The 21421-nt window shown below is 70.4% G+C and carries 22 protein-coding genes; 18 read left to right on the top strand and 4 right to left on the bottom strand.

Going from position 1 to position 21421, the window contains the following annotated elements:
* The first annotated feature begins 32 nt into the window (after positions 1–32).
* The 4 genes from AB0395_RS35995 to AB0395_RS35980 all read left to right on the top strand — a co-directional run bounded on the left by AB0395_RS35995 (position 33) and on the right by AB0395_RS35980 (position 4958).
* On the top strand, positions 33–1700 hold the full coding sequence (locus tag AB0395_RS35995) for a methylmalonyl-CoA mutase family protein (RefSeq protein ID WP_366288728.1): 1668 nt from the start codon (positions 33–35) through the stop codon (positions 1698–1700).
* Positions 1701–1828: 128 nt separating this feature from the next.
* Entirely contained in the window at positions 1829–2761 is a 933-nt protein-coding gene (locus AB0395_RS35990; protein WP_366288726.1) for a tetratricopeptide repeat protein, read from the top strand.
* 73 nt (positions 2762–2834) lie between these two features.
* On the top strand, positions 2835–3464 hold the full coding sequence (locus AB0395_RS35985; protein WP_366288724.1) for a cytidylate kinase-like family protein: 630 nt from the start codon (positions 2835–2837) through the stop codon (positions 3462–3464).
* Between the two features lie 81 nt (positions 3465–3545).
* Positions 3546–4958: an NAD-dependent malic enzyme gene (locus AB0395_RS35980; protein WP_366288778.1), complete on the top strand. Its 1413-nt coding sequence runs from the start codon at positions 3546–3548 to the stop codon at positions 4956–4958.
* Here AB0395_RS35980 and AB0395_RS35975 read toward each other — a convergent pair.
* Complete coding sequence (locus AB0395_RS35975) at positions 4853–5359, bottom strand: hypothetical protein (RefSeq protein WP_366288722.1); 507 nt, start codon at positions 5357–5359, stop codon at positions 4853–4855. The genes AB0395_RS35980 and AB0395_RS35975 overlap by 106 nt on opposite strands.
* A 130-nt stretch (positions 5360–5489) precedes the next feature.
* Between AB0395_RS35975 and AB0395_RS35970 the strand changes: the two genes are divergently transcribed.
* On the top strand, positions 5490–6068 hold the full coding sequence (locus tag AB0395_RS35970) for a YqgE/AlgH family protein (protein WP_366288720.1): 579 nt from the start codon (positions 5490–5492) through the stop codon (positions 6066–6068).
* On the opposite strand, the gene AB0395_RS35965 is transcribed toward AB0395_RS35970, so the two are convergent.
* Positions 6029–6766 carry a TetR family transcriptional regulator gene (locus AB0395_RS35965; RefSeq protein WP_366288718.1) on the bottom strand — a complete coding sequence of 246 codons (738 nt, stop codon included), beginning with the start codon at positions 6764–6766 and terminating at the stop codon, positions 6029–6031. The two genes, AB0395_RS35970 and AB0395_RS35965, sit on opposite strands and share 40 nt — an antisense overlap.
* 160 nt (positions 6767–6926) lie before the next feature.
* On the opposite strand from AB0395_RS35965, the gene AB0395_RS35960 reads away from it, so the two are divergent.
* The 7 genes from AB0395_RS35960 to AB0395_RS35930 all read left to right on the top strand — a co-directional run bounded on the left by AB0395_RS35960 (position 6927) and on the right by AB0395_RS35930 (position 16038).
* Positions 6927–8519: an MFS transporter gene (locus AB0395_RS35960; protein WP_366288716.1), complete on the top strand. Its 1593-nt coding sequence runs from the start codon at positions 6927–6929 to the stop codon at positions 8517–8519.
* A 214-nt stretch (positions 8520–8733) separates the two neighbouring features.
* Positions 8734–8988 (top strand): DUF3039 domain-containing protein, encoded by a 255-nt coding sequence (locus AB0395_RS35955; protein ID WP_366288714.1) that lies wholly within the window; start codon positions 8734–8736, stop codon positions 8986–8988.
* Positions 8989–9303: 315 nt separating this feature from the next.
* Positions 9304–10137 (top strand): zinc metalloprotease, encoded by an 834-nt coding sequence (locus tag AB0395_RS35950; protein WP_366288712.1) that lies wholly within the window; start codon positions 9304–9306, stop codon positions 10135–10137.
* Positions 10134–11690: an MFS transporter gene (locus AB0395_RS35945; RefSeq protein WP_366288710.1), complete on the top strand. Its 1557-nt coding sequence runs from the start codon at positions 10134–10136 to the stop codon at positions 11688–11690. Before AB0395_RS35950 ends, AB0395_RS35945 begins: the two co-directional genes overlap by 4 nt.
* A 349-nt stretch (positions 11691–12039) precedes the next feature.
* Positions 12040–13515, top strand: coding sequence for a hypothetical protein (locus AB0395_RS35940; protein ID WP_366288708.1), 1476 nt, complete (start codon positions 12040–12042; stop codon positions 13513–13515).
* A gap of 214 nt (positions 13516–13729) precedes the next feature.
* Positions 13730–15481: a DEAD/DEAH box helicase gene (locus AB0395_RS35935; RefSeq protein WP_366288706.1), complete on the top strand. Its 1752-nt coding sequence runs from the start codon at positions 13730–13732 to the stop codon at positions 15479–15481.
* Between the two features lie 56 nt (positions 15482–15537).
* Entirely contained in the window at positions 15538–16038 is a 501-nt protein-coding gene (locus AB0395_RS35930) for a hypothetical protein (RefSeq protein ID WP_366288704.1), read from the top strand.
* A 117-nt stretch (positions 16039–16155) separates the two neighbouring features.
* On the opposite strand, the gene AB0395_RS35925 is transcribed toward AB0395_RS35930, so the two are convergent.
* A complete protein-coding gene (locus tag AB0395_RS35925) occupies positions 16156–16728 on the bottom strand; it encodes a nicotinamidase (RefSeq protein WP_366288702.1) in 573 nt (190 codons plus the stop codon).
* A 48-nt stretch (positions 16729–16776) separates the two neighbouring features.
* A complete protein-coding gene (locus tag AB0395_RS35920) occupies positions 16777–18060 on the bottom strand; it encodes a nicotinate phosphoribosyltransferase (protein WP_366288776.1) in 1284 nt (427 codons plus the stop codon).
* 46 nt (positions 18061–18106) lie between these two features.
* Here AB0395_RS35920 and clpS point away from each other — a divergent pair, with 46 nt between their 5' ends.
* The 6 genes from clpS to AB0395_RS35890 all read left to right on the top strand — a co-directional run bounded on the left by clpS (position 18107) and on the right by AB0395_RS35890 (position 21175).
* On the top strand, positions 18107–18394 hold the full coding sequence (clpS, locus tag AB0395_RS35915) for an ATP-dependent Clp protease adapter ClpS (protein WP_366288700.1): 288 nt from the start codon (positions 18107–18109) through the stop codon (positions 18392–18394).
* Between the two features lie 163 nt (positions 18395–18557).
* Complete coding sequence (locus AB0395_RS35910) at positions 18558–19082, top strand: DUF2017 domain-containing protein (protein ID WP_366288698.1); 525 nt, start codon at positions 18558–18560, stop codon at positions 19080–19082.
* 9 nt (positions 19083–19091) lie between these two features.
* Positions 19092–19508: a M67 family metallopeptidase gene (locus AB0395_RS35905; RefSeq protein WP_366288696.1), complete on the top strand. Its 417-nt coding sequence runs from the start codon at positions 19092–19094 to the stop codon at positions 19506–19508.
* 110 nt (positions 19509–19618) lie between these two features.
* Complete coding sequence (locus tag AB0395_RS35900; RefSeq protein ID WP_366288694.1) at positions 19619–19756, top strand: hypothetical protein; 138 nt, start codon at positions 19619–19621, stop codon at positions 19754–19756.
* A 110-nt stretch (positions 19757–19866) separates the two neighbouring features.
* A complete protein-coding gene (locus AB0395_RS35895; protein ID WP_366288692.1) occupies positions 19867–20145 on the top strand; it encodes a MoaD/ThiS family protein in 279 nt (92 codons plus the stop codon).
* A gap of 82 nt (positions 20146–20227) precedes the next feature.
* Positions 20228–21175: a cysteine synthase gene (locus tag AB0395_RS35890; RefSeq protein WP_366288690.1), complete on the top strand. Its 948-nt coding sequence runs from the start codon at positions 20228–20230 to the stop codon at positions 21173–21175.
* The last annotated feature ends 246 nt before the right edge of the window (positions 21176–21421 follow it).

Raw genomic sequence — 21421 nt, 5'->3', positions numbered from 1 at the left:
CCGTACACGGGCCGTTAAAGGGAGTTGGCTATATGGACGCCGAGGAGATCGAGGCGGGGCGGGCGCGCTGGCAGGCGCGCTTCGACAAAGCAGCCAAGCGCGATTCCGAGTTCCGGACGCTTTCCGGCCTCGACGTGGCGCCCGTTTACGGGCCCGCGGGAGAGGACTCGCGCTTCGAGCGGATCGGCTGGCCGGGGGAGTACCCCTTCACCCGGGGTCTGCACCCGACCGGATACCGAGGGAAGGCGTGGACCATCCGGCAGTTCGCCGGGTTCGGCAACGCCAGGCAGACCAACGAGCGTTACAAGATGATCCTCGGCGCGGGCGGCGGCGGCCTGAGCGTCGCCTTCGACATGCCGACGCTGATGGGCCGCGACTCCGACGACCCGCGCTCGCTCGGTGAGGTCGGTCACTGCGGCGTCGCCATCGACTCCGCGCTGGACATGGACCTGCTCTTCGAGGGCATCCCGCTCGGCGACATCACCACCTCGATGACGATCAGCGGCCCGGCCGTGCCGATCTTCTGCATGTACGTCGTCGCGGCCGAGCGACAGGGAGTGCCCGCGGGCAAGCTCAACGGGACGCTCCAGACCGACATCTTCAAGGAGTACATCGCGCAGAAGGAGTGGCTGTTCGCCCCCGAGCCGCATCTGCGGCTGATCGGCGACCTGATGGAGTTCTGCAGCACGGACATCCCGGCCTACAAGCCGCTCAGCGTTTCCGGCTACCACATCCGCGAGGCCGGTTCCACGGCCGCGCAGGAGCTGGCGTTCACCCTGGCCGACGGGTTCGGCTACGTTGAGCTCGGGCTCTCCCGCGGACTGGACGTCGACGTCTTCGCGCCCGGTCTGTCCTTCTTCTTCGACGCGCACATCGACTTCTTCGAGGAGATCGCCAAGTTCAGGGCCGCGAGGCGGATCTGGGCGCGGTGGCTGCGCGACGTCTACGGGGCCAAGACGGACAAGGCCCAGTGGCTGCGCTTCCACACCCAGACGGCGGGCGTCTCGCTGACGGCGCAGCAGCCGTACAACAACGTGGTGCGCACCGCCGTCGAGGCGCTCTCCGCTGTGCTCGGCGGCACCAACTCGCTGCACACCAACGCGCTGGACGAGGTCCTGGCACTGCCCTCGGAGAAGGCCGCCGAGATCGCACTGCGCACCCAGCAGGTGATCATGGAGGAGACCGAGGTCGTCAACGTGGCCGACCCGCTGGGCGGATCCTGGTACGTGGAGGCGCTGACCGACCGGATCGAGGCCGAGGCCGAGGCGATCTTCTCGAAGATCCGGGACATGGGGACCGACGGGTCGATGACCTCGGGCATCCTGCGCGGCATCGAGGACGGCTGGTTCATGTCCGAGATCGCCGAGGCCGCCTTCGACTACCAGCGCAAGCTGGAGAAGGGCGAGAAGCGGATCGTCGGGGTGAACTGCCACCCGAGCTCCATCGACGAGCCGCTGGAGATCCTCAGGGTCAGCCACGAGGTCGAGCGTGAGCAGAACCGCGCCCTCTCCGAGCGGAGGGCGGCCCGCGACGAGCAGGCCGTCGAGCGCACGCTGGCGGTGCTGGTCGAGGTCGCCAAGGGGGAGGGCAACCTGATCCCGTCCATGCTCGACGCGGCCCGTGCCGAGGCGACCCTCGGCGAGATCTGCGACGCGCTGCGCGGCGTGTGGGGCGTCTACACCGAGCCCGCCCGCTTCTAGGCTCCGGGTCCATCCGCCCGCCCGCCGGGGTCACGGCGCCCGCCCGCGCCTTGCGGAGGCGGGGCCGTACGGCTCCGGCGGAAGGGTGCTGAGTCTGCGCAGCCGCCGGGATGCGGCAGGATTGGAGTATGAGCCCAGCGGACTTCAATCGAGCAGGATCGCTCTACGGTGCCGTCGACCTCGGCGCGCGCAAGCAGGCGCTAGAGGCGCAGGCGCGCCGGGAGGCCACCGCCCAGGAGACCGGCGGCGTCCCGGCGCCGGTCATTGACGTGGACGACGCCAACTTCGCGACGGAGGTCGTCGAACGCTCCATGAACAGCCTCGTGCTGCTGGAGCTCACGGTGACCAGGGCCGAGCAGGCGAGGGAGTACAGCCAGCTGCTGGAGAAGCTGGCCGCGGAGAACGCGGGCCGGTGGACCCTGGCCAGGGTGGACGTCGAGGTCAGCCAGCAGATCGCGCAGGCACTCCGGGTGCAGAACGTGCCCGCCCTTTACGCCATCTTCCAGGGCCAGCCGGTGGCCGTCGTCCCCGGCATCGCCACGGAGGCACAGCTGCGCGACTGGCTCTCGCAGCTCATGGAGGCCCTGGCCCAGTACCTCCCCCCGGTTCCCGAGGGCGCCACGGCTGAGGAGCGGCCCGCGGAGCCTCCGGCGGACCCGGACCTGCTCGCCGCCGAGCAGGCGATCGACGCCGGTGACCTCGACGCCGCAGTCGCCGCCTACGAGCGACTGCTGGCACGTTCCCCGAACAACGAGGACGCCAAGCTCGGCCTCGCGGGGCTCGGCCTGATCCGGCGCACTCAGGACGTCGACCCCGCCGACGTGCAGAGCCGCCTCGCCGACCCGGCGGACATCGAGGCCCAGCTCCTGGCCGCCGACTTCGAGATGCTCTCGGGTGACGTGGACACCGCCTTCGACCGGCTCATCGCGGTCGTGCGGCGGACCTCAGGCGAGGAGCGCGACCGGGCCAGGGTGCACCTGCTCGGCCTGTTCGAGACGCTTCCCGTCGACGACCCGTCGCTCGGCAGGGCTCGCAGGAACCTGGCCAGCGCGCTGTTCTGAGAACCCCGTCCCCGCGGGGAGACCCCCGGTCCTCGGCGCGTGAAAAGCCATGCGTTCCGGGCATGAACAGGACATGCGGGTCGTCACCATCTCAGCGACGTACGGCACCGCCGGCAGCGTGATCGGCCCGGCGGTCGCCGGACGCCTGGGAGTGCCCTTCCTGGACCGGGCCATCCCCAGCGCGGTGGCCGTCGAGCTCGGCTGCAGCCTTGAGGACGCGCTCGTCCACGACGACCGGGCCGAACACGGGCTCGGCAGGTTGCTGTCCGGAGCCATGCGGCTGCCGACGGCGAGCTTCGGCGGCCTGGACATATACATCCCCGGATCCATGCCTCTGCCCGCCGAGGACTTCGTCGCCCACACCGAACGGGTGATCAGACAGGTCGCCCGGGGCCAGGGCGGCGTGATCCTCGGCAGGGCGGCCGCGCTCGTGCTGGCCGACCACCCCGGCGCGTTGCACGTGCGGCTCGACGCCCCGCTGAGCCGCAGGGTGATCCAGACCGCGACCCTGACCGGGGTGACCGAGCGCGAGGCGCGCAGGCTCATCGAGGACAACGACCGGGCGCGGGGCGCCTACGTCCGCCACTTCTACCGCGCGGACCCGGCCTCCCCGACCCTCTACCACCTGGTGCTGGACAGCACGAGCCTTCCCGTCGACACATGCGTCGAGCTGATTGTGACCGCATCGACAGCTCTGAGCTGACTCAGGTCGGCGCGGACACCCGCCGGTTGGTGGCACGATGGAGGGACTCCAACCAGTCCGGTCGCAAAGGAGCGGATGACTGTGGCCACCGTGCCGAGCGTGTCTTACTCCATTACCGTGCGCCTTGAGGTGCCCGCGGGGGGCAAGGCCGTCAGCCAGCTCACCCACGCCGTAGAGTCCGCCGGAGGTGTGGTCACCGCCCTCGACGTCACCACCGCCGGGCACGAAACCCTGCGCATCGACGTCACCTGTGCCGCGCGTGACACCGACCACGCCCAGGCGATCGTCGACAAGCTGGAGGCCGTGGAAGGCGTCGTCATCCACAAGGTCTCCGACCGCACCTTCCTCATGCACCTCGGCGGCAAGATCGAGATGAAGTCGAAGGTGCCGCTGCGCAACCGTGACGAGCTGTCCATGGCCTACACGCCCGGTGTCGCCCGGGTCTCCATGGCCATCGCGCGCAACCCCGAGGACGCCAGGCGGCTGACCATCAAGCGCAACAGCGTCGCCGTGGTCACCGATGGCTCCGCGGTGCTCGGCCTCGGCAACATCGGCCCCGCCGCCGCGCTCCCCGTCATGGAGGGCAAGGCGGCGCTCTTCAAGCGCTTCGCCGACATCGACGCCTGGCCGATCTGTCTCGACACCCAGGATGTCGACGAGATCGTGCGGACCGTCCAGGTCATGGCCCCCGGCTTTGGCGGCATCAACCTGGAGGACATCTCCGCGCCGCGCTGTTTCGAGGTCGAGCGGCGCTTGCGTGAGCTGCTGGACATCCCGGTCTTCCACGACGACCAGCACGGCACCGCGATCTGCGTGCTCGCCGCGCTCACCAACGCGCTGCGCGTGGTCGGCAAGGAGCTGGGCGAGGTCCGCATCGCCCTCGCCGGGGCCGGTGCGGCCGGTACGGCCGTGCTGCGCCTGCTGCTCGCGGCCGGCGCCCACAACGTGATCGTCTGCGACTATCTGGGCGCGGTGCACAGCGGACGTGACGACCTGGACGACTCGCTCAGGTGGATCGCCGACCACACCAACGCCGAGGGCTACGCCGGTGACCTGCGCGGCGCGGTCAAGGGCGCCGACGTGTTCATCGGCGTCTCCGCTCCCGGCATCCTCAACGGCGACGACATCGCGACGATGGCCGACGGCGCGGTGGTCTTCGCCCTGGCCAACCCGGAGCCCGAGGTCTCGCCCGACGACGCGCGCGAGCACGCGGCCGTGGTCGCCACGGGCCGTTCCGACTACCCGAACCAGATCAACAACGTGCTCGCCTTCCCCGGCGTCTTCCGCGGCCTGCTCGACGCGCAGGCCAGCGTGGTGACCCAGGAGATGCTGCTGGCGGCGGCCAGGGCGCTGGCCGCCGTGGTCACCCCCGAGGAGCTCGGCCCGAACTACATCATCCCCAGCGTGTTCCACGCGGACGTGGCCGGCACCGTCGCGGCGGCCGTGCGCGAGTCCGCGGGTGGCAGGGCGCGCAGCGGCATGACCGAGGCGTGACAGCCAAGGCTCCGGGGCCGTAGCGGCTCCGGAGCCGTCGCGCGGGGCCGCCGCCTCTCGCACGAGGACCTGACGGTCCTGCTGGTCTCGTCCTGTCCCTCGACGTTCACCGCGATCCTGGCCGAGTGGCCCGGTGGGACGCGGACGGTTACCGTGCGGTTCTTTCCGGGGCCGATTTTGCCCTCGTGCACGGCCCGCCCGTCCCGGTGGACGCTGAATCCCGTCTCATGGTCGAGCCCTTCCCCCGCCGACAGTGTGACCGTGGCCTTGCCGGTCCGGCAGGAGACAGGCGAGACCGTGACGTCCACCTGGGCCGGGGAGACGGTGGCCGCCATGGCCAGGAAGGCCAGGGCGAAGAACGCCGCGGGTGTCATCGCGGTCAGCTGGCCGACCTGCCTCATTAATCCCCCATTTAGCGATCTATACGTAGAGTTCCCATTTGACTGCTTTATGTAACGCAGTGTGAGATTCAGAAGATCTGGACTGGAGGTAGCGCAGCACGACACGCCTTTCACCCATCATGATGGAGACATGGCGGAGGCGATCTACGTCGGTGGCCTGCTGGTGGCGACGCCGCAGCTCGACGACCCCAACTTCCGGAGGAGCGTGGTCCTCGTCCTGGAGCACGACCTCGACGGCGGCACTCTGGGCGTGGTGCTCAATCGGCCCAGCGACATCTCGGTGACGCAGGTGCTGCCCACCTGGGACGCCATGGTGACCGGCCCGTCCGTGCTGTTCCAGGGAGGGCCGGTGCAGACCGACAGCGCCCTGGCTCTGGCCGCGGTCCCGAGCGGGCAGGAACCCCTCGGCTGGCGGCGGCTGCACACGGGCATCGCGGCGGTCTCCAGGCTCGGCACCGTCGATCTCGACGCCCCGCCTGAGATCCTCGCCGGGGAGATCGCCCAGATGCGGATTTTCGCGGGATACGCCGGATGGTCGGCGGGACAGCTGGAGGCCGAGATCGGCCAGGGCGCGTGGTACGTCGTGGACTCCGAGCCGGGCGACACCTTCTATCACGACCCCGGATCACTGTGGCGGGCGGTGCTCCGCCGCCAGCCCGACGAGCTCGCCTACGTGGCGACCTGTCCCGACGATCCGTCGATGAACTGAAAGGCGGGGCCGGGGCGGGCGTCGGGACGGGCGGGGGCAGGGGCGCCGGAACGGGCGGGGGCGTCGGGGCGGGTGCCGGGGCGATCCCAGCCGGGGCGCAGCGAATCCTCGGCCAGTGACAGCACCGCCTCGAGGCGGTGCGCGATGGCGTCGATCGCGTGGACGCCGGTCACTCGGCACTGCTCGAAGCCCGTCCTGGCCACCGAGGTGAACAGCGCGACGACGAAGTGCGCCAGCAGGTCGTCGTGGTCCACGCCCTCGCGCCGGGCGATCTCCGCGACCAGCCGCTGCTCGTTGCCCATCATCCGGCGCATGCTCCCGGCGAAGAGCGCCGGGGTGTTCTCGATCAGCTCGCGCGCCTTGAGGAACCTGGTCGTGTCGGCGAGATCCCCCTCCCCTAGCATGGTGACCACCGCACGCATGGCGTGACCGAGCGCGGTGAACGGGGGCTCCTCGGGCGGGCGGGCGGCCAGCTCGGCGAGCATGACCTCCTGGCCGTCGAGGGGCAGCGAGAGGGCGACGTCCTCCTTGGTCGCGAAATAGCGGAAGAACGTGCGAGGCGAGATGTCCGCCGCGGCCGCGATCTGGTCAACGGTCGTGGCCTCGTAACCCTGCTCGGCGAACAGGTCGAGGGCGGCGTCGATCAGCGCAAGCCGGGTCTTCTGCTTCTTCCGCTCGCGTAGGCCGAACTGACCCATGCGTGTCACCTCTCCGGAACGTATTGTTCACAGTCTGCCATAAGTCATGGGGTGCCGCATGCAAGAATTTGTCACTTGTCAGCAACTGTCATAAATTACCGTGAGTTGACGCCTCAAGCGACTCAAGCGGGGGCGAAGAACTCACGAGGGGACCCCTTCCATGGCACAAGCCAAGACGGTGGCCGCACCACCACCGTCGCATCCGGACACGGCGAAGCAGGGGCACCCCTGGCTCACCCTCCTGTCGGTATCACTTGGCGTGATCATGGTGATGCTCGACGGCACCGTCGTCTCCATCGCCAATCCGGTGATCGCTCAGGACCTCAAGGCCTCTCTCTCCGACCTGCAGTGGGTGACCAGCGGTTACCTGCTCGCGCTCGCCGTGTTCCTGATCACCGCGGGGAAGCTCGGTGACCTGTTCGGACACAAGCGGATCTTCCTCATCGGAGTCGCGGGCTTCGCGCTCAGCTCGCTCGCGATCGGCCTCAGCTCCTCGGTCGGGGTGCTGATCGGGCTGCGTGTGCTCCAGGGCCTGTTCGGCGCCCTGCTGCAGCCCGCCGCCCTCGCGCTGCTGCGGGTCGCCTTCCCCGGTGAGCGGCTGAAGATGGCGATGGGTGCCTGGGGTGGCATCATCGGCCTGTCCAGCGCCGCGGGCCCGATCGTCGGCGGCCTGCTGGTCGAGAACGTGAGCTGGCAGTCTGTCTTCTTCATCAACGTCCCCGTCGGCGTCGTCGCCCTGGCTATGGGCCTGTGGGTGCTCACCGAGAGCAGGGCGAGGAGCCTGTCGAAGGTCGACTGGCTGGGGGTCGTACTGCTGTCCGTCGCGATGTTCGCCCTGGTCTGGGCGATCATCAAGGCTCCCGAGTGGGGCTGGGGCGACCCGCTGACCATCGGCTTCCTGGCCGCGGCCGTGGTCGTCGGGGCGTTGTTCGTGTGGTGGCAGAGCTATTCGGCCGAGCCGCTCCTGCCGCTCAGCCTCTTCGGCAACACGTCGGTCTCCATCGGCACCGGCCTGATGATGCTCGTCGCGTTCTCCATGTTCGGCGCGATGTTCTTCCTCACGTTCTTCTTCCAGGGCGTGCATGGCCTGTCACCCCTGGAGTCGGGCCTGCGAATGCTGCCGATGAGCGCGGGCATGATCGTCGCCTCGCCACTGGCCGCCGTACTCATCGGCAAGTTCGGCACCAAGGTCACGGTCGCGGGCGGCATGCTGATCACCGCGCTGGCGATGTTCCTGATGTCCCGGCTCAGTCTCGACGCGACGTTCATGGACAGCGGGATCCCGTTCGCCCTGCTCGCCTTCGGTCTCTCGCCGGTCTTCGTCGGCGCCACCGAGATCATCGTCGGCAACGCGCCCGAGGACCTCAGCGGCGTCGCGGGCGGCGTCCAGCAGTCGGCCATGCAGGTCGGCGGCGCGCTCGGCACGGCCATCCTCGGCGCGATCGTCTCCGCGAGGGTCGCGGACGTCTTCCCCGGCCACTGGGCGCAGGCCAAGCTCCCCGAACTTCCCGCAAAGCAGGCCGACGGGCTGCAGCAGCTGGCGACGTTCGGCGGGGCGCCGACCTCCCAGATGATGCCGGGCGTGCCCGAGCCGCTCGTGCAGGCCATGGCCAAGGTCTCGCACCTGTCCTTCCTGGACGGCATGCACCTCGGCTTCATGGTCAGCACGGGCGTCGCGATCCTCGCCGCCGTGCTCGCGCTGTTCGTCAAGGCAGGCCGCAAGTCTGAGGACGCTCCGATTCACATCGGGTGATCCCGCCCTCTCAGGTACGGCTCCCGCCATCGCTCGGCGGGAGCCGTACCCGTTCCCGGGCCGTCGAGGCTGGTCTCGGCGTCTAAGCAGGACCGCTCGCCGCCGAGCCGGCCGCGGGCCTGGTCCGGGGACGCGCCCGGTCTGACGGCCGGGTTCGGGACATCGGCGCGCGCCGGATCCGAACCCGTGGTGTCGCGGGCATAAAATCGTCAGGGTGAGCACGAAGATTCTCCCTGAGAGCGACATCCGCCCCGACCTCTCGCACGGTGACGGCGACCATGAGCGGTTCGCCCACTACGTCGAGAAAGACAAGATCATGGAGAGCGCGTTCACCGGCACCCCGGTGCGCGCGCTCTGTGGCAAGGTCTGGGTGCCGAACCGGGACCCCCAGAAGTTCCCGGTCTGCCCCGAGTGCAAGGAGATCTACGAGGGGCTCCCCAAGGGCGGGGACGACAACAAGAACGAGTGAGTGTTGTTCATGGGTGATCGCCGCCGATGAGGTTACGGTCGGGGTGTCGCCGGGGGCCGGCTGACAGCCAGCGAACGTGACACCTCGGGGGAGTGCATGGCTCGGCGTGCGATCGCCGTCGTTTCGGCGTGCCTGTTCACAGCGGGTGCCCTGCCTGCTCTCCCCGCCTCGGCGGCAGTTTCGACCGGACTCTCCGGGTGCCACGCGGGGGCGCGGGCCGTGCCGCAGGGAGTGGCAGCGCGGGGGCGCGGGATCGCGTCATCCAGGCGGGGCCGCGCGACGCCTGTACGGGGCGGTGCTTGGCGTGGACGGGGCGTGTCGTCTGGACAGGCCGCGTCGCTTGGACGGGGCGGCGCGACGCCGGAGCGTGGGGCCGAGCCGTACGCCCCGGGCCGGGCACAGGTCGCGGAGATGCTCGCCGACCTCGGGGTGCGCCGGTCGAGGGCGCGGCGCGGGCCCACGACGCCCATCACCGTCCCCACCTGGGTGCACGTCTTCACCGAGGGCGTCCTGGGGGCGCAGGACAGCGCGGTGAACGCCCAGGTCGCCGCGCTCAACGGCGCGTACGGCGGCCAGTACGGCGGAGCCGACACCGGGGTCCGGTTCCGTCTCGACGGGATCACCAGGATCGAGAACCCGACCTGGTTCCGCAACCCGCTCGGTTTCGAGCGTTCGATCAAGCAGGCGCGCAAGGGTGGTCCCGAGACCCTCAACCTCTACGTCGCCCAACTCGGCGAGCTGGTGCTCGGCTACTCGACCTATCCCTACTGGTACCGGAACGAGCCCCAGCTCGACGGCGTGGTCGTCGACTGGCGGACGCTGCCCGGCGGATCGCTGCGGAACTTCGACCGGGGGTTCACCGCCGTCCACGAGATCGGCCACTGGCTGGGCCTGCTGCACACCTTCGAGAACGGCTGCGAGCCGCCTGGCGACGCGGTCGCGGACACCCCGCCGGAGGGACTGCCGACCGAGGGCTGTCCCGCGCGCAAGGACACCTGCAAGGGGGGAGGAGCCGACCCGATCCACAACTTCATGGACTACGGCCAGGACCGCTGCATGTCGGAGTTCACCGCGGGGCAGGCGCTCAGGATGCATGAGATGTGGGCGCTTTACCGAGGCGTGGGAACGGACACTACCCTTGACGGGTGACAGTACCGAAGACGCTTGACGCTCCGTACCAGCCTCCCCGAATCTTCGGTCCGAATTACCGCACGGCAACCTTCGGCATCCTGCTCGTCGTCACACTGATCGCTTTCGAGGGCATGTCCATCGGTGCGGTGATGCCGGCGGTCTCCGAGGACCTCGACGCGCTCGACCTGTACGGCATGAGCTTCTCCGCCTTCCTCATCGCGGGCCTGTTCGCCAACGTCGTCGCCGGGCTTTGGTCAGACCGGCGAGGGCACGCCTGGCCGTTCCTGCTCGGCGTCGGCCTGTTCGTGGTCGGCATGGCCGTCGCGGGCGCCGCCGTTTCCAAGGAACTGTTCATCGTGGCGCGGGCCGTACAGGGGTTCGGCGGTGGCGCGATCATTGTGGCGATCTACGTGATGATCGCGCGCGTGTACGAACCAGTGGCCAGGCCCAGGGTTTTCGCCGCCCTGTCGGCGGCCTGGGTGCTGCCCGCCCTGGTCGGGCCGGGGCTCGGCGGGCTCATCGCCCAGACGGCCGGATGGCGGTGGGTCTTCTACGGCATCGTGCCGCTGGTGATCCCCGCCCTGGTGATGCTCCTGCCCGCGCTACGCCTGCGCGAGGACCGGGCCGCCGCCCCGGAGAGCGTGTCCCAGGACGCGCCCGAGTCCGCCTTTCACGAGGTGCCCGGCGTGTCCCTGGAGGCGTCCGGGACCGCGCGGGGAAGCGGCTCTCCGGACGGCGGAAGCGGCTCCCCGGACGAGCCCGGGACGGAGGTGGCGCCCGCGGGGGCCGCGGGGGCCGCGGGGGCCGCGGGGGCTCGGTCAAGGCCGCTGGCGATGACCCTGGCGGCGGCGGCCACCGCGATCGGCGCGGGGGCGCTCCTGTACGGCGTCGACCGGCTGCACACAGCCCCGGTGCCCGGCTGGATCGCCACCGTGGCCGGGCTCGTCGTCCTGGTCGCGGGCCTGCCCAGGCTGCTGCCGTCAAGGGCGCTCCTGTTCGGTAGGGGCCTGCCGACCACGATCATGATGCGTGGTGTGCTCTCTTCGGCCTTCTTCGGGATCAACGCGTTCATCCCGCTGCTGCTCACCCAGGTGCGAGGCTTCTCGGTCATCGAGGGCGGGGTCGCGCTCACCATCGGCGCGCTCGGCTGGACGACCGGTTCCTACCTGCAGACCCGGCGTGACTTCGACCGTCCCCGGCTGGTACGGCTCGGCGCCGTCTCGGTCACCGTCGGTGTCCTGCTCACGCTGCTCGCGCTCGTGCCGGGAGTCACCGGCTGGGTCACCGTGCCCGCCTGGGTGGTCGCGGGATTCGGCATGGGCATCGGCATGACCAGTGTCAACATCACCGCGATGCGCCAGTCGCCGGACGCGGAGCAGGGGGCCAACTCCGCCGCCCTCCAGGTCGTCGACACGCTGGGCAGCGCGCTCACGATCGGCTTCGGCGGAGCCCTCATCAACGTGATCGGTCACGACGACATCGCCACCGGCTACACCACGATCGCCGTCCTGATGGCGGTGATCGGGGCGCTGGGAGTGGTCGTCGCCGGCCGGATGAGAGAGGCGGCCTGACTCATTCGTCCCTTCGGTAACGACGATCACCTATAGCCGGACCGTGGCCGGGCGGGCATGGTAGGACGGTAGGACCGTGACCACTGGGAGGGCAGGCGTCGTGGACGAACGACCTCGCCAGGTGTGGCCGTCTCAGGAAGCCGGCCACGATGGCGATCGCCGGGCCTGGCCGCCTGACGACCCCGCAGGGGACGACGGCGTCGGCACGCCCTACGCCCCGGCTGCGAGGCCCGCGCGCGCACGTCACGGGCGTCGCAGGACCGCGCCCTACGGGGAGCCTTCGTCCCGGGCCAAGGCTCCTCCATACGCTGCTCCCTTCTATGATCCCGTCCCTCTGGGGGAGGAGCCGGTGCCCTCCGATGAGGAGGACCTGCCGGGCGTGGACGGTGAGGAGAACTCGCTGGGCGCGGGCGCTTCGCCGTCCGGCGGCGATACGGAGGTGGACGGCGGGCTGCGGCCGTGGCGGCCAGGAGAGCCCGCTCGGGACGACGGCCTGACAGGAGAGCCTGCTCGGGGCGGTGACCCGACGGGAGAGCCGGAGGTCCAGGCAAGTGGCGGCACCGGGACGCGGGATCCGGGAGGAGCGTGGAGCCCCGGCAGGCCCGGGGAGTCTGAGCGGTCCGGGGATTCCGGCCATGACGAGGACCGCCTGGTGTGGTCCCCCAGGGAACCGCTCGACGACGGGCGCCGGCCGTGGCCGCCGGAGAGACGTCCACGCGGCCAGCACCGGGCCTCTCTCTGGGAGACGGCCGGGCAGGAGACCGGTCCTCGGCAAAAGGCGTGGGAGGAGTCCGTGGGCGCTTCGGCGGACCCTGCCGCAGAGCGCCCTGCGGAGGGGGCTCCGGACGGTTCCGGGGACGGCACCGGCCTCTGGGAGCGCGCCTCGGGAGATCCCGCGGACGAGACGGCCGACCGGGAGGCGGCACCCGTGGGCCCGGCGGACGGCGGTGACCGCTCCGGCTGGGTTTCCGAGGCACCGGCTGACGATGGTCGGCAGGGGTGGACGTCCGAGGAGTTCCGAGGGGAGGACCACCGGCCCTGGGAGATCTGGAAACGCGGGCGAGCGGGACGACGCGGGACGCGGCCCTCAGGGAGGGCGAGACGGGACGAGGAGCAGATATGGCCAGAGGAGTCCGTGTGGGAGGTTCACAAGCCCTGGCCGCTCAACGACGACGACTCGACGCAGGACGAACTCCCGCCTTCGGCCCGTTGGTACGGCGCGCCCACGGCGCCACCTCCTCGCCGCGCCGCGGGACGCCTGCGGCGCCTGCTCGTCGGGCTGGTCGCCGCCGCGGTCGGCCTCGCGATCGGCTTCGGAGTCGCCGTCCTGCTGCCCCCGCTGCTGCTGCAACAGGTTCCGCGCCGGGCGGTGAGTGACTCCAGGCCCGCCAGGGTGAGCGACCCCGCCACCGGCATCGGGTATCCGCTGCCCGCGGGCTGGCGGGTCGGCGCGGTGCCTCCGGTCACCGGGTTCACCACCATAGCGGGCGGAGAAGGAGTGGTGACGGTGATGACGGGGCCCGCCGAGCCGGTGACCGACCTGCGCGGGACGACGGCCGAACTGGCGGACCTGTACGGACGGCTCCTGCTCCACGGTGACGAGATCAAGGTCGTGGACGACAAGGCGATCACCGTCGGCGGGCGGAGCGGGCACAGCCGTTCCCTGCGAGCCGAGTACCGCGACGTGGTCAACCGTCCCGCGTACCTCAGGCTGGTCCTGCTCACCGGCGCGGGGAAAAAGCCGGTCGTCGTGGTCGGTGTGGCTCAGCCGGACGATCCTCGCCTCCGCACGACGATCGACACGGTGATCGCCGGGATTCGCTAGGTCATGACCGCGAAGATCCACCGGGCCGGGCGTTGCGGGGGGTGGGGGCGCGCCCGGTTGGCGCCTGTGACGGGGCGTCGTGAGGCGGAGGGAGGCGGCCGGGGGGCGAAGCCGTACGCGAATGTGGAGGCCCCTAGCACGCGGAGGCGACCTTGACGAGGATCTCGTCCGATCGGCACGTCCTGACGGTGACGGCGATTACGCTGATGACACTGTGAGCACTTTCGCCGCCTCCCACCTGTCCCCCTCGTTTCCGGACCGTGCCGCCTGGGGCACCGCGCCGAAGCTGCGCGCGTGGCAGCAGGAGGCGTTTGACCTGTACTCCAGGCGTGAGCCACGTGACTTTCTCGCGGTCGCGACGCCGGGCGCGGGCAAGACGACCTTCGCCCTGCGCATCGTCAGCGATCTGCTGTCACGAGGGATCATCCGGTCTGTGACGATCGTCACACCCACCGAGCATCTCAAGCAGCAGTGGGCCGACGCCGCCTCCAGGGTCGGCATCGCCATCGACCCCGAGTTCAAGAACAGCCAGGGCGCGACCTCCCGCGACTACGTCGGGGTCGCCGTCACCTACGCCCAGATCTCGATGCACCCGGCGCTGCACCGCGCCAGGACCGAGGCGCGCAAGACCCTGGTCATCTTCGACGAGATCCACCACGCGGGCGACGCGAAGTCCTGGGGTGACGGGGTTCGCGAGGCGTTCGAGCCCGCCGCCCGGCGCCTGGCGCTGACGGGCACGCCCTTTCGGTCCGATGTCAACCCGATCCCCTTCGTCACCTACGCCGAGGACGGCGAGGGCATCCGGCGCAGCGTCTCCGACTACTCCTACGGGTACGGCCCGGCCCTGGCGGACGGCGTCGTCCGGCCGGTGATCTTCCTGGCCTACGCGGGCGAGATGCGCTGGCGGACCCGCGCGGGCGACGAGATCGCCGCGACGCTGGGCACACCGCTCACCAAGGACCAGCTCGGCCAGGCGTGGAAGGCCGCGCTCGACCCCAAGGGCGACTGGATCCGGCAGGTGCTCCAGGCGGCCGACAGGCGGCTGACCGAGGTGCGCAGGGGCGTGCCCGACGCGGGCGGCCTGGTCATCGCCACCGACCACGAGACGGCCCGCGCCTACGCCAAGCACATCCGCGCGATCACCGGAGAGGGCGCCACGGTCGTGCTCTCCGATGACCCCGAGGCGTCCAAGAAGATCAAACAGTTCTCCGCGTCCCAGGACCGCTGGCTGGTCGCGGTCCGGATGGTCTCGGAGGGCGTCGACATCCCGCGCCTCGCGGTCGGCGTCTACGCCACGAGCACCTCGACGCCGCTGTTCTTCGCGCAGGCCGTCGGCCGTTTCGTGCGCGCCCGCAAGCGCGGGGAGATGGCGTCGGTCTTCCTGCCTTCGGTGCCGACTCTGATGGGGCTGGCCGGGGAGATGGAGGCCGAGCGCGACCACGTGCTCGACCGCAAGCTGCCCGAGGAGGGCCTGGACGACTTCCTGCTCGAAGACGCCCAGCGCAAGAAGGACAATCCCGACGTCGTCGGCGACGAGCTGCCGTTCGAGACGCTGGAGGCGGTCGCCACCTTCGACCGCGTCCTGTTCGACGGCGGCGAGTTCGGCACCGCCGCCGAGCCGGGCTCGCCGGAGGAGGAGGACTTCCTCGGACTGCCCGGCCTGCTGGAACCCGACCAGGTGCGGACCCTGCTGAGCAAGCGCCAGTCCGACCAGCTCAAGGCCAAGCGGAACAACCCGGAGCCGAAGGAGCCCCAGCTCAGCCCGCACGAGCTCATCGCCAACCTCCGCAAGGAGCTCAACGGTCTGGTCGGCGCGTGGAACCACCGCACCGGCCAGCCCCACGGCGTCATCCACGCCGAGCTCCGCCGGGCCTGCGGCGGTCCCGCTATCGCGCAGGCGACCGCCGAGCAGGTTCAGGAGAGGATTGACAAGATCCGCCACTGGGCCACCCAGCGATCACACTGACCAGGGTCGGGCAGCGGGCTTCCGTCCTGCCGGGCCCCTTGGCCGACGAGGGCGCGGTGTTCCTCGGGGCTTTCCCGGCCCGCTGTGTGCCGTGCCTGCCCGCCGTACGGCGCGGTGGCCGCCCGGTGTCGCCGGGCCTTGCCTCGGGGACGGACGGTGTCCTGAGCGTGGCCGCCGACGGGAGGGGAACCGGGGCGGGGGACAGAGGCGGGCGTCCCGGCGGCGCGGGGAACGGGGTCGGGGACAGCGTGGGGGAGAGCCGGGCGGACGGCGCGGGGAACGGGGACGAGGAGAGCGCAGGGGAGGGGGCAGCGGGCGGGGTTGCGGGCGGGGTTGCGGGCAGGGCGATCGGAATCGACGGCCTGGCCAGAGCCGAGCCGTTGACCCAGAACGTGGTCGCCTCAAGGCCGACCAGCGCGAACGCGGCGCCCAGCCGGGCCGAACCCCGTCCCCGCATCAACAGCCACAGGCCAAGCGGGGCCAGAACCAGCCACGAGAGACCGAGCACGAGCATGTGGGATCACCACCAGAGGTCAGAGGATTACGACTCTCCGTGATACTCCTGTCGCGTCACGTGGTGGCCGCTTTGGGCGTCTCATGACCCGCCTGTGGGGTCCGCAGCACCTTCGGCGCCCCGCCGGGCGGGGGATCGCCGGGCGCGGGGCGGGACGGGGTCAGGAGCGGATCACCGGTTCGCCGGTCAGGACGGCCCCCGAGGCCTTCAGTTCGGCCAGCGCCGCCTCTGTCGTCTGCCTGGCCACTCCCGCGGTCAGGTCCAGCAGCACCCGTACGGCCAGGCCGTTGCCGACCGCGTCCAGGGCGGTGGCGCGCACGCAGTGGTCGGTGGCGATGCCGACGACGTCGACCGCCTCGACCCGCCGTTCCGTGAGCCAGTCGGCCAGGCTCGTGCCGTCGGGCGAGCTGCCCTCGAAACCGCTGTAGGCGGCGGTGTTGGCGCCCTTGCTGAAGACCTCCTCGACCTTGGCGGTGTCGAAGGCGGGATGGAAGTCCGCGCCCCCGGTTCCGGCCACGCAGTGGGCGGGCCAGGAGTCCACATAGTCGGGTGCGTCCGCGAAGTGGGTGCCGGGATCCACGTGGAAATCACGGGTGGCCACGACGTGGTCGTAGTCATGCGAGGCGGCGTACCGGGAGATGGCGGCGGCGACCTCCGCGCCGCCGCCGACCGGCAGGCTGCCGCCCTCGCAGAAGTCGTTCTGGACATCGACGATGATCAGCGCGGTTGCCATATGGCTAGTCAAGCACGGCCAAGGACTGGTTACAGGCCCGGGCACAACCTAGTCGAACACGGTCGGGATGGCCTCGTAGCCCCGGGCCAGCTGGCGGGCCGTCGACGGCAACTCGGCGACGGCCTGCCGGTGCCGTTCGCGGGCGGCGTCCAGCTCCTCCCAGCCGACGATCTCCCCGCCGCGCACCAGCTCGGCCTGGAGCGGGCGGCTGTCGGCGGGCCGGTCTCCGGAGACGGTGACGAGCTCGGCGGCGGCCGTTCCCGAGGTGTCGAGCCGCCGGAAGGCGTGCTTGCGCCCGCCCCGGCTGGGCTTGCCAACCGACTTCTTCGCCACGGGACGCACGATCCCCTCCGCGTCCTCCCGGGCGACGAGCTTGTAGACCAGCGCCGCGGTCGGCGCCCCCGAGCCGGTGACCAGCGAGGTGCCGACGCCGTAACCGTCGACGGGGGCGGCGGCCAGCGCCGCGATGGTGTACTCGTCCAGGTCGCTGGTGACGATGATCCGGGTCTTGTGGGCGCCCAGCGCGTCGAGCTGCCCGCGGACCGCGTGGGCGACCTCCGCCAGGTCGCCCGAGTCGAGGCGGACCGCGCCCAGGTCGGCGCCCGCCAGCTCGACGGCGGTTCGTACGGCCTCCGCCACGTCGTAGGTGTCGACCAGCAGGGTGGTGCCCGCGCCGAGGGAGTCGATCTGCGCCTGGAACGCCTCCTCCTCCGAGTCGTGCAGCAGCGTGAACGCGTGAGCCGCGGTCCCCGCGGTCGGCACGCCGTACATGTGGCTCGCCATCAGGTTGGAGGTCGAGGCGAACCCGCACAGGTAGGCGGCCCGCGCGGCGGCCACCGCGGCCATCTCGTGGGTGCGCCGCGAGCCCATCTCGATGATCGGCCTGGATCCGGCGGCGTGGACCATGCGGGAGGCCGCCCCGGCGATCGCGCAGTCGTGGTTGAGGACCGACAGGATCACCGTCTCCAGCAGTACGGCTTCGGCGAACGTGCCTTCGACGGTGATGATGGGGGAGCCGGGGAAGTAGCACTCGCCCTCGCGGTAGCCGTACACGTCGCCGGAGAACCGGTAGCCGGAGAGGAACTCCAGGGTGCGGGCGTCGACCACCTGGTTCTCGCTGAGGAAGGCCAGTTCCTCCGCGCCGAACCGGAAGTCGCGCAGTGCCTCCAGCAGCCGCCCGGTGCCCGCGACCACCCCGTACCGTCGCCCCTCGGGCAGATGCCTGGCGAACACCTCGAACACCGCGCGACGTGACGCGACTCCGCTGCGCAGCGCCGCCTGCAGCATTGTCAGCTCATAGTGATCTGTCAGCAACGCCCTGCTCATGCTCATCGTCACGAGTCGAAGACTAAGCCCGCGGTAGGGCAGACTGGTGTATGTGGGTAGCACCGCTCCAATGGAGGTCGAGCGTCCGTCAATCGACGTGCGGCCCGATCTGCCGTGGTTGACGATTGTCTGGAATGACCCGGTCAACCTGATGTCCTATGTCACGTACGTCTTCCAGTCCGTCTTCGGCTACTCGAAGGAGAAAGCGGAGAAACTGATGCTGGACGTGCACCGCAAGGGCAAGGCGGTGGTGTCGAGCGGCACGCGCGAGGAGATGGAGCGCGACGTGCAGATCATGCATTCCTACGGGTTGTGGGCCACCCTGCAGCAGGATTCGTGATCGAGGGCACCCGTACGGCACGGGCCGTGGCGGCGCCGGGCACCGTCGCGGCGCGGGGTGCGAGATCTGACACGGGGTGAGGTCCGTTAGGGTGCGGGGCCCGGCACGGCGTGGGGCGTGCGGAAGAGACAGCGGGGAGACGAGCGGGAGTGGTGAGCGAGCGGTGAGTTCGGGGTTCAGGCGGGGCCACGGAGGCAGTGTCATCACCGTCTTCGACGCCGCGGAGGTCTCCATCCTGCGTTCGCTGGTCTCCCAGATCCTGGGCCTGATCGAGCCGGGGGAGACCGGGGACGACCCGCTGGAGCGCGCGCTGGGCATCGGCCCCTCCGAGCAGTCCGCCGATCCCGTCCTGGCCAGGCTCTTCCCCTCGGCCTACGAGGACGCGGAGCAGTCCGCCGAGTTCCGCCGCTACACCGAGGCCACCCTGCGCGACGGCAAGCGGGCCGACGCGCAGACCATGCTCGACAGCGCGGAGCCCGGCAGGGTCGAGCTCACCCGCGAGCAGGCGCAGGCGTGGATGCGCGCGCTGAACGACGTACGGCTGGCACTCGGCATCCGTCTTGAGGTGACCGAGGAGGTTCACGACGAGATCGCCGGGATGACGGAGGACGACCCACGCTACCCGGCGTTCGTCACCTACGACTGGCTGACCTACCTCCAGGACACCCTGGTCCGTGCCCTTTGGTAACTTCCAGACATGCTCACGATCTCCAGGGAACTGGTTGACAAGATCATCGCGCACGCCCGGGCCGACCACCCTGACGAGGCCTGCGGCGTGATCGCCGGACCGATCGGCTCCGACTCCCCGGAGCGGTTCGTCGCGATGGAGAACGCCGAACGGTCGCCGACGTTCTACCGCTTCGACTCGCTGGAGCAGCTGCGCGTCTGGCGCGAGATGGACGACCGCGACGAGGAGCCGGTGGTCATCTACCACTCCCACACCGCGACGGAGGCCTATCCCTCGCGCACCGACATCAGCTACGCCTCCGAGCCGAACGCCCACTACGTGCTGGTCTCCACCCGCGAGGAACTGGGGGAGGAGGCCGAGTTTCGGTCGTACCGCATCCTCGACGGCGTGGTGAGCGAGGAAGAGGTCACGGTCGTCTCCGGGTGACCGATATCCAGGGGCCTGACGGTGGTCGTCCGGGGCGTTTCCGGGTGACCGACGTCCCAGAGGGCGATACGGCCGTGAGGGAGAAGACCCCTTTGGGTAGACTGGTCGTCATGATGACCGCTGACCCGAGCCTGGAGGACGTCGTGCTCTCACGTCCCGGTGCGTGGGTCCGGCGCGTGGGTCTCGCGCCCGTGCAGAACTTCCTGTTCGCGCACACTCCTTCCGACGTCGTCTACGACTGTCGCTGACCGGCAGCTCTGGAATCCCTTCCGGAATCCCCCCGTGCCCGCCGGTGTTCCGATCCGGTGGACGGCACACCCCTGACGACAGCATGACGACACAAGGAGATTGACCCGCGATGGCCATCGAGGTTCGCATTCCCACCATCCTGCGCACCTACACCGACGGTGCCAAGGCCGTTGACGCCAAGGGCGCCACGCTGGAGGAGCTGATCGGCGACCTGGACGCCCGGCACCCCGGGCTGAAGGACCGCCTGATCGACAAGGGCGCGCTGCGCCGTTTCGTGAACGTCTACCTCAACGACGAGGACGTCCGTTTCCTGGGCGGCCTGGAGACCCCGCTCAGCGATGGCGACACGGTCACCGTTCTGCCCGCCGTGGCCGGCGGCTCCCGCTAGCGACGTATGAGCCACCGCCGGACCGGGCGGTGGCTCACGCCGATGTTTCTTGTTTGTTAACACGAGGCGGAAGCCCTACACCATGCGCTTTGACTCACTGATCGACTCGGTTGGCCGTACCCCCCTGGTCGGCCTCCCCCGCCTTTCCCCCTCAGCGGACGTGCGGATCTGGGCCAAGCTCGAAGACCGCAACCCGACGGGCTCGATCAAGGACCGCCCGGCGCTCTGGATGATCGAGCAGGCGGAGAAGGACGGGCTGCTGCGGCCCGGCTGCACGATCCTCGAACCCACCAGCGGCAACACGGGCATCTCACTGGCGATGTCCGCCCGGCTCAAGGGCTACAAGCTGATCTGTGTGATGCCGGAGAACACCTCGGAGGAGCGCCGCCAGCTGCTGCGGATGTGGGGAGCGGAGATCATCTCCTCCCCGGCGGCCGGTGGCTCCAACGAGGCCGTACGGGTCGCCAAGGGCCTGGCGGCGGAAAACCCCGACTGGGTGATGCTCTACCAGTACGGCAACCCGGCCAACTGGCGTTCCCACTACGAGACGACGGGCCCGGAGATCCTGGAGGACCTGCCCTCCGTGACCCACTTCGTCGCGGGCCTGGGCACGACCGGAACCCTGATGGGCGTCGGCCGCTTCCTGCGCGAGCGCGTCCCGGACGTGAAGATCGTGGCCGCCGAGCCCCGTTACGGCGAGCTGGTCTACGGCCTGCGCAACGTGGACGAGGGCTTCATCCCGGAGCTCTACGACCCCGAGGTCCTGACCACCCGCTACTCGGTCTCCTCCGGAGACGCGCTGCGGCGGACGAGGGAGCTGCTGTCCACCGAGGGCATCTTCGCCGGTGTCTCGACGGGGGCCGCCCTGCACGCGGCACTCGGCATGGCGACCAAGGCCGTCAAGGCGGGTGAGCGCGCCGACATCGTGTTCGTGGTGGCGGACGGCGGCTGGAAGTACCTGTCGACCGGAGCCTACGAGGGCACCCTCGACGAGGCGGAGGAGCGCCTCGAGGGCCAGCTCTGGGCCTGATCCCTTCCCGGCTTTCCGTCCCGCCTCCCCCTCTCCTGTCTTTCCGTCCGCCCTCCTCCTCGGCTCCGTGATTCTCCGGGGCTTGTGCCTCTCCGGCCCTGTGGCCTCTCCCGCCCGGGAGCTCCGGCCCGCGCCTCACCCGCGCGGGGGGGGGGCGCCGCGCCGGGGGCCGGGGCGGGCGGGGCGCCCCCCGCGACGCCAGCAGGACCCCGCTGTTCCAGACGATCTTCGCCCTGCACACCGAGG

The organism is Streptosporangium sp. NPDC051023, from assembly GCF_040689595.1.
Classification (GTDB): Bacteria; Actinomycetota; Actinomycetes; order Streptosporangiales; family Streptosporangiaceae; genus Streptosporangium.
This window is presented reverse-complemented; position numbering and strand designations above follow the sequence as displayed.

Excerpts from the sequence above, each read along its gene's own strand:
- AB0395_RS35900 (WP_366288694.1), top strand. The coding sequence starts at position 19,619 with ATGATGACCGCTGACCCGAGCCTGGAGGACGTCGTGCTCTCACGTCCC.
- AB0395_RS35990 (WP_366288726.1), top strand. The coding sequence starts at position 1,829 with ATGAGCCCAGCGGACTTCAATCGAGCAGGATCGCTCTACGGTGCCGTC.
- AB0395_RS35905 (WP_366288696.1), top strand. The coding sequence starts at position 19,092 with ATGCTCACGATCTCCAGGGAACTGGTTGACAAGATCATCGCGCACGCC.
- AB0395_RS35925 (WP_366288702.1), bottom strand. The coding sequence starts at position 16,728 with ATGGCAACCGCGCTGATCATCGTCGATGTCCAGAACGACTTCTGCGAG.
- AB0395_RS35975 (WP_366288722.1), bottom strand. The coding sequence starts at position 5,359 with ATGAGGCAGGTCGGCCAGCTGACCGCGATGACACCCGCGGCGTTCTTC.
- AB0395_RS35985 (WP_366288724.1), top strand. The coding sequence starts at position 2,835 with ATGCGGGTCGTCACCATCTCAGCGACGTACGGCACCGCCGGCAGCGTG.
- AB0395_RS35995 (WP_366288728.1), top strand. The coding sequence starts at position 33 with ATGGACGCCGAGGAGATCGAGGCGGGGCGGGCGCGCTGGCAGGCGCGC.
- AB0395_RS35960 (WP_366288716.1), top strand. The coding sequence starts at position 6,927 with ATGGCACAAGCCAAGACGGTGGCCGCACCACCACCGTCGCATCCGGAC.
- AB0395_RS35965 (WP_366288718.1), bottom strand. The coding sequence starts at position 6,766 with ATGGGTCAGTTCGGCCTACGCGAGCGGAAGAAGCAGAAGACCCGGCTT.
- AB0395_RS35890 (WP_366288690.1), top strand. The coding sequence starts at position 20,228 with ATGCGCTTTGACTCACTGATCGACTCGGTTGGCCGTACCCCCCTGGTC.
- AB0395_RS35895 (WP_366288692.1), top strand. The coding sequence starts at position 19,867 with ATGGCCATCGAGGTTCGCATTCCCACCATCCTGCGCACCTACACCGAC.
- AB0395_RS35920 (WP_366288776.1), bottom strand. The coding sequence starts at position 18,060 with ATGAGCATGAGCAGGGCGTTGCTGACAGATCACTATGAGCTGACAATG.
- AB0395_RS35970 (WP_366288720.1), top strand. The coding sequence starts at position 5,490 with ATGGCGGAGGCGATCTACGTCGGTGGCCTGCTGGTGGCGACGCCGCAG.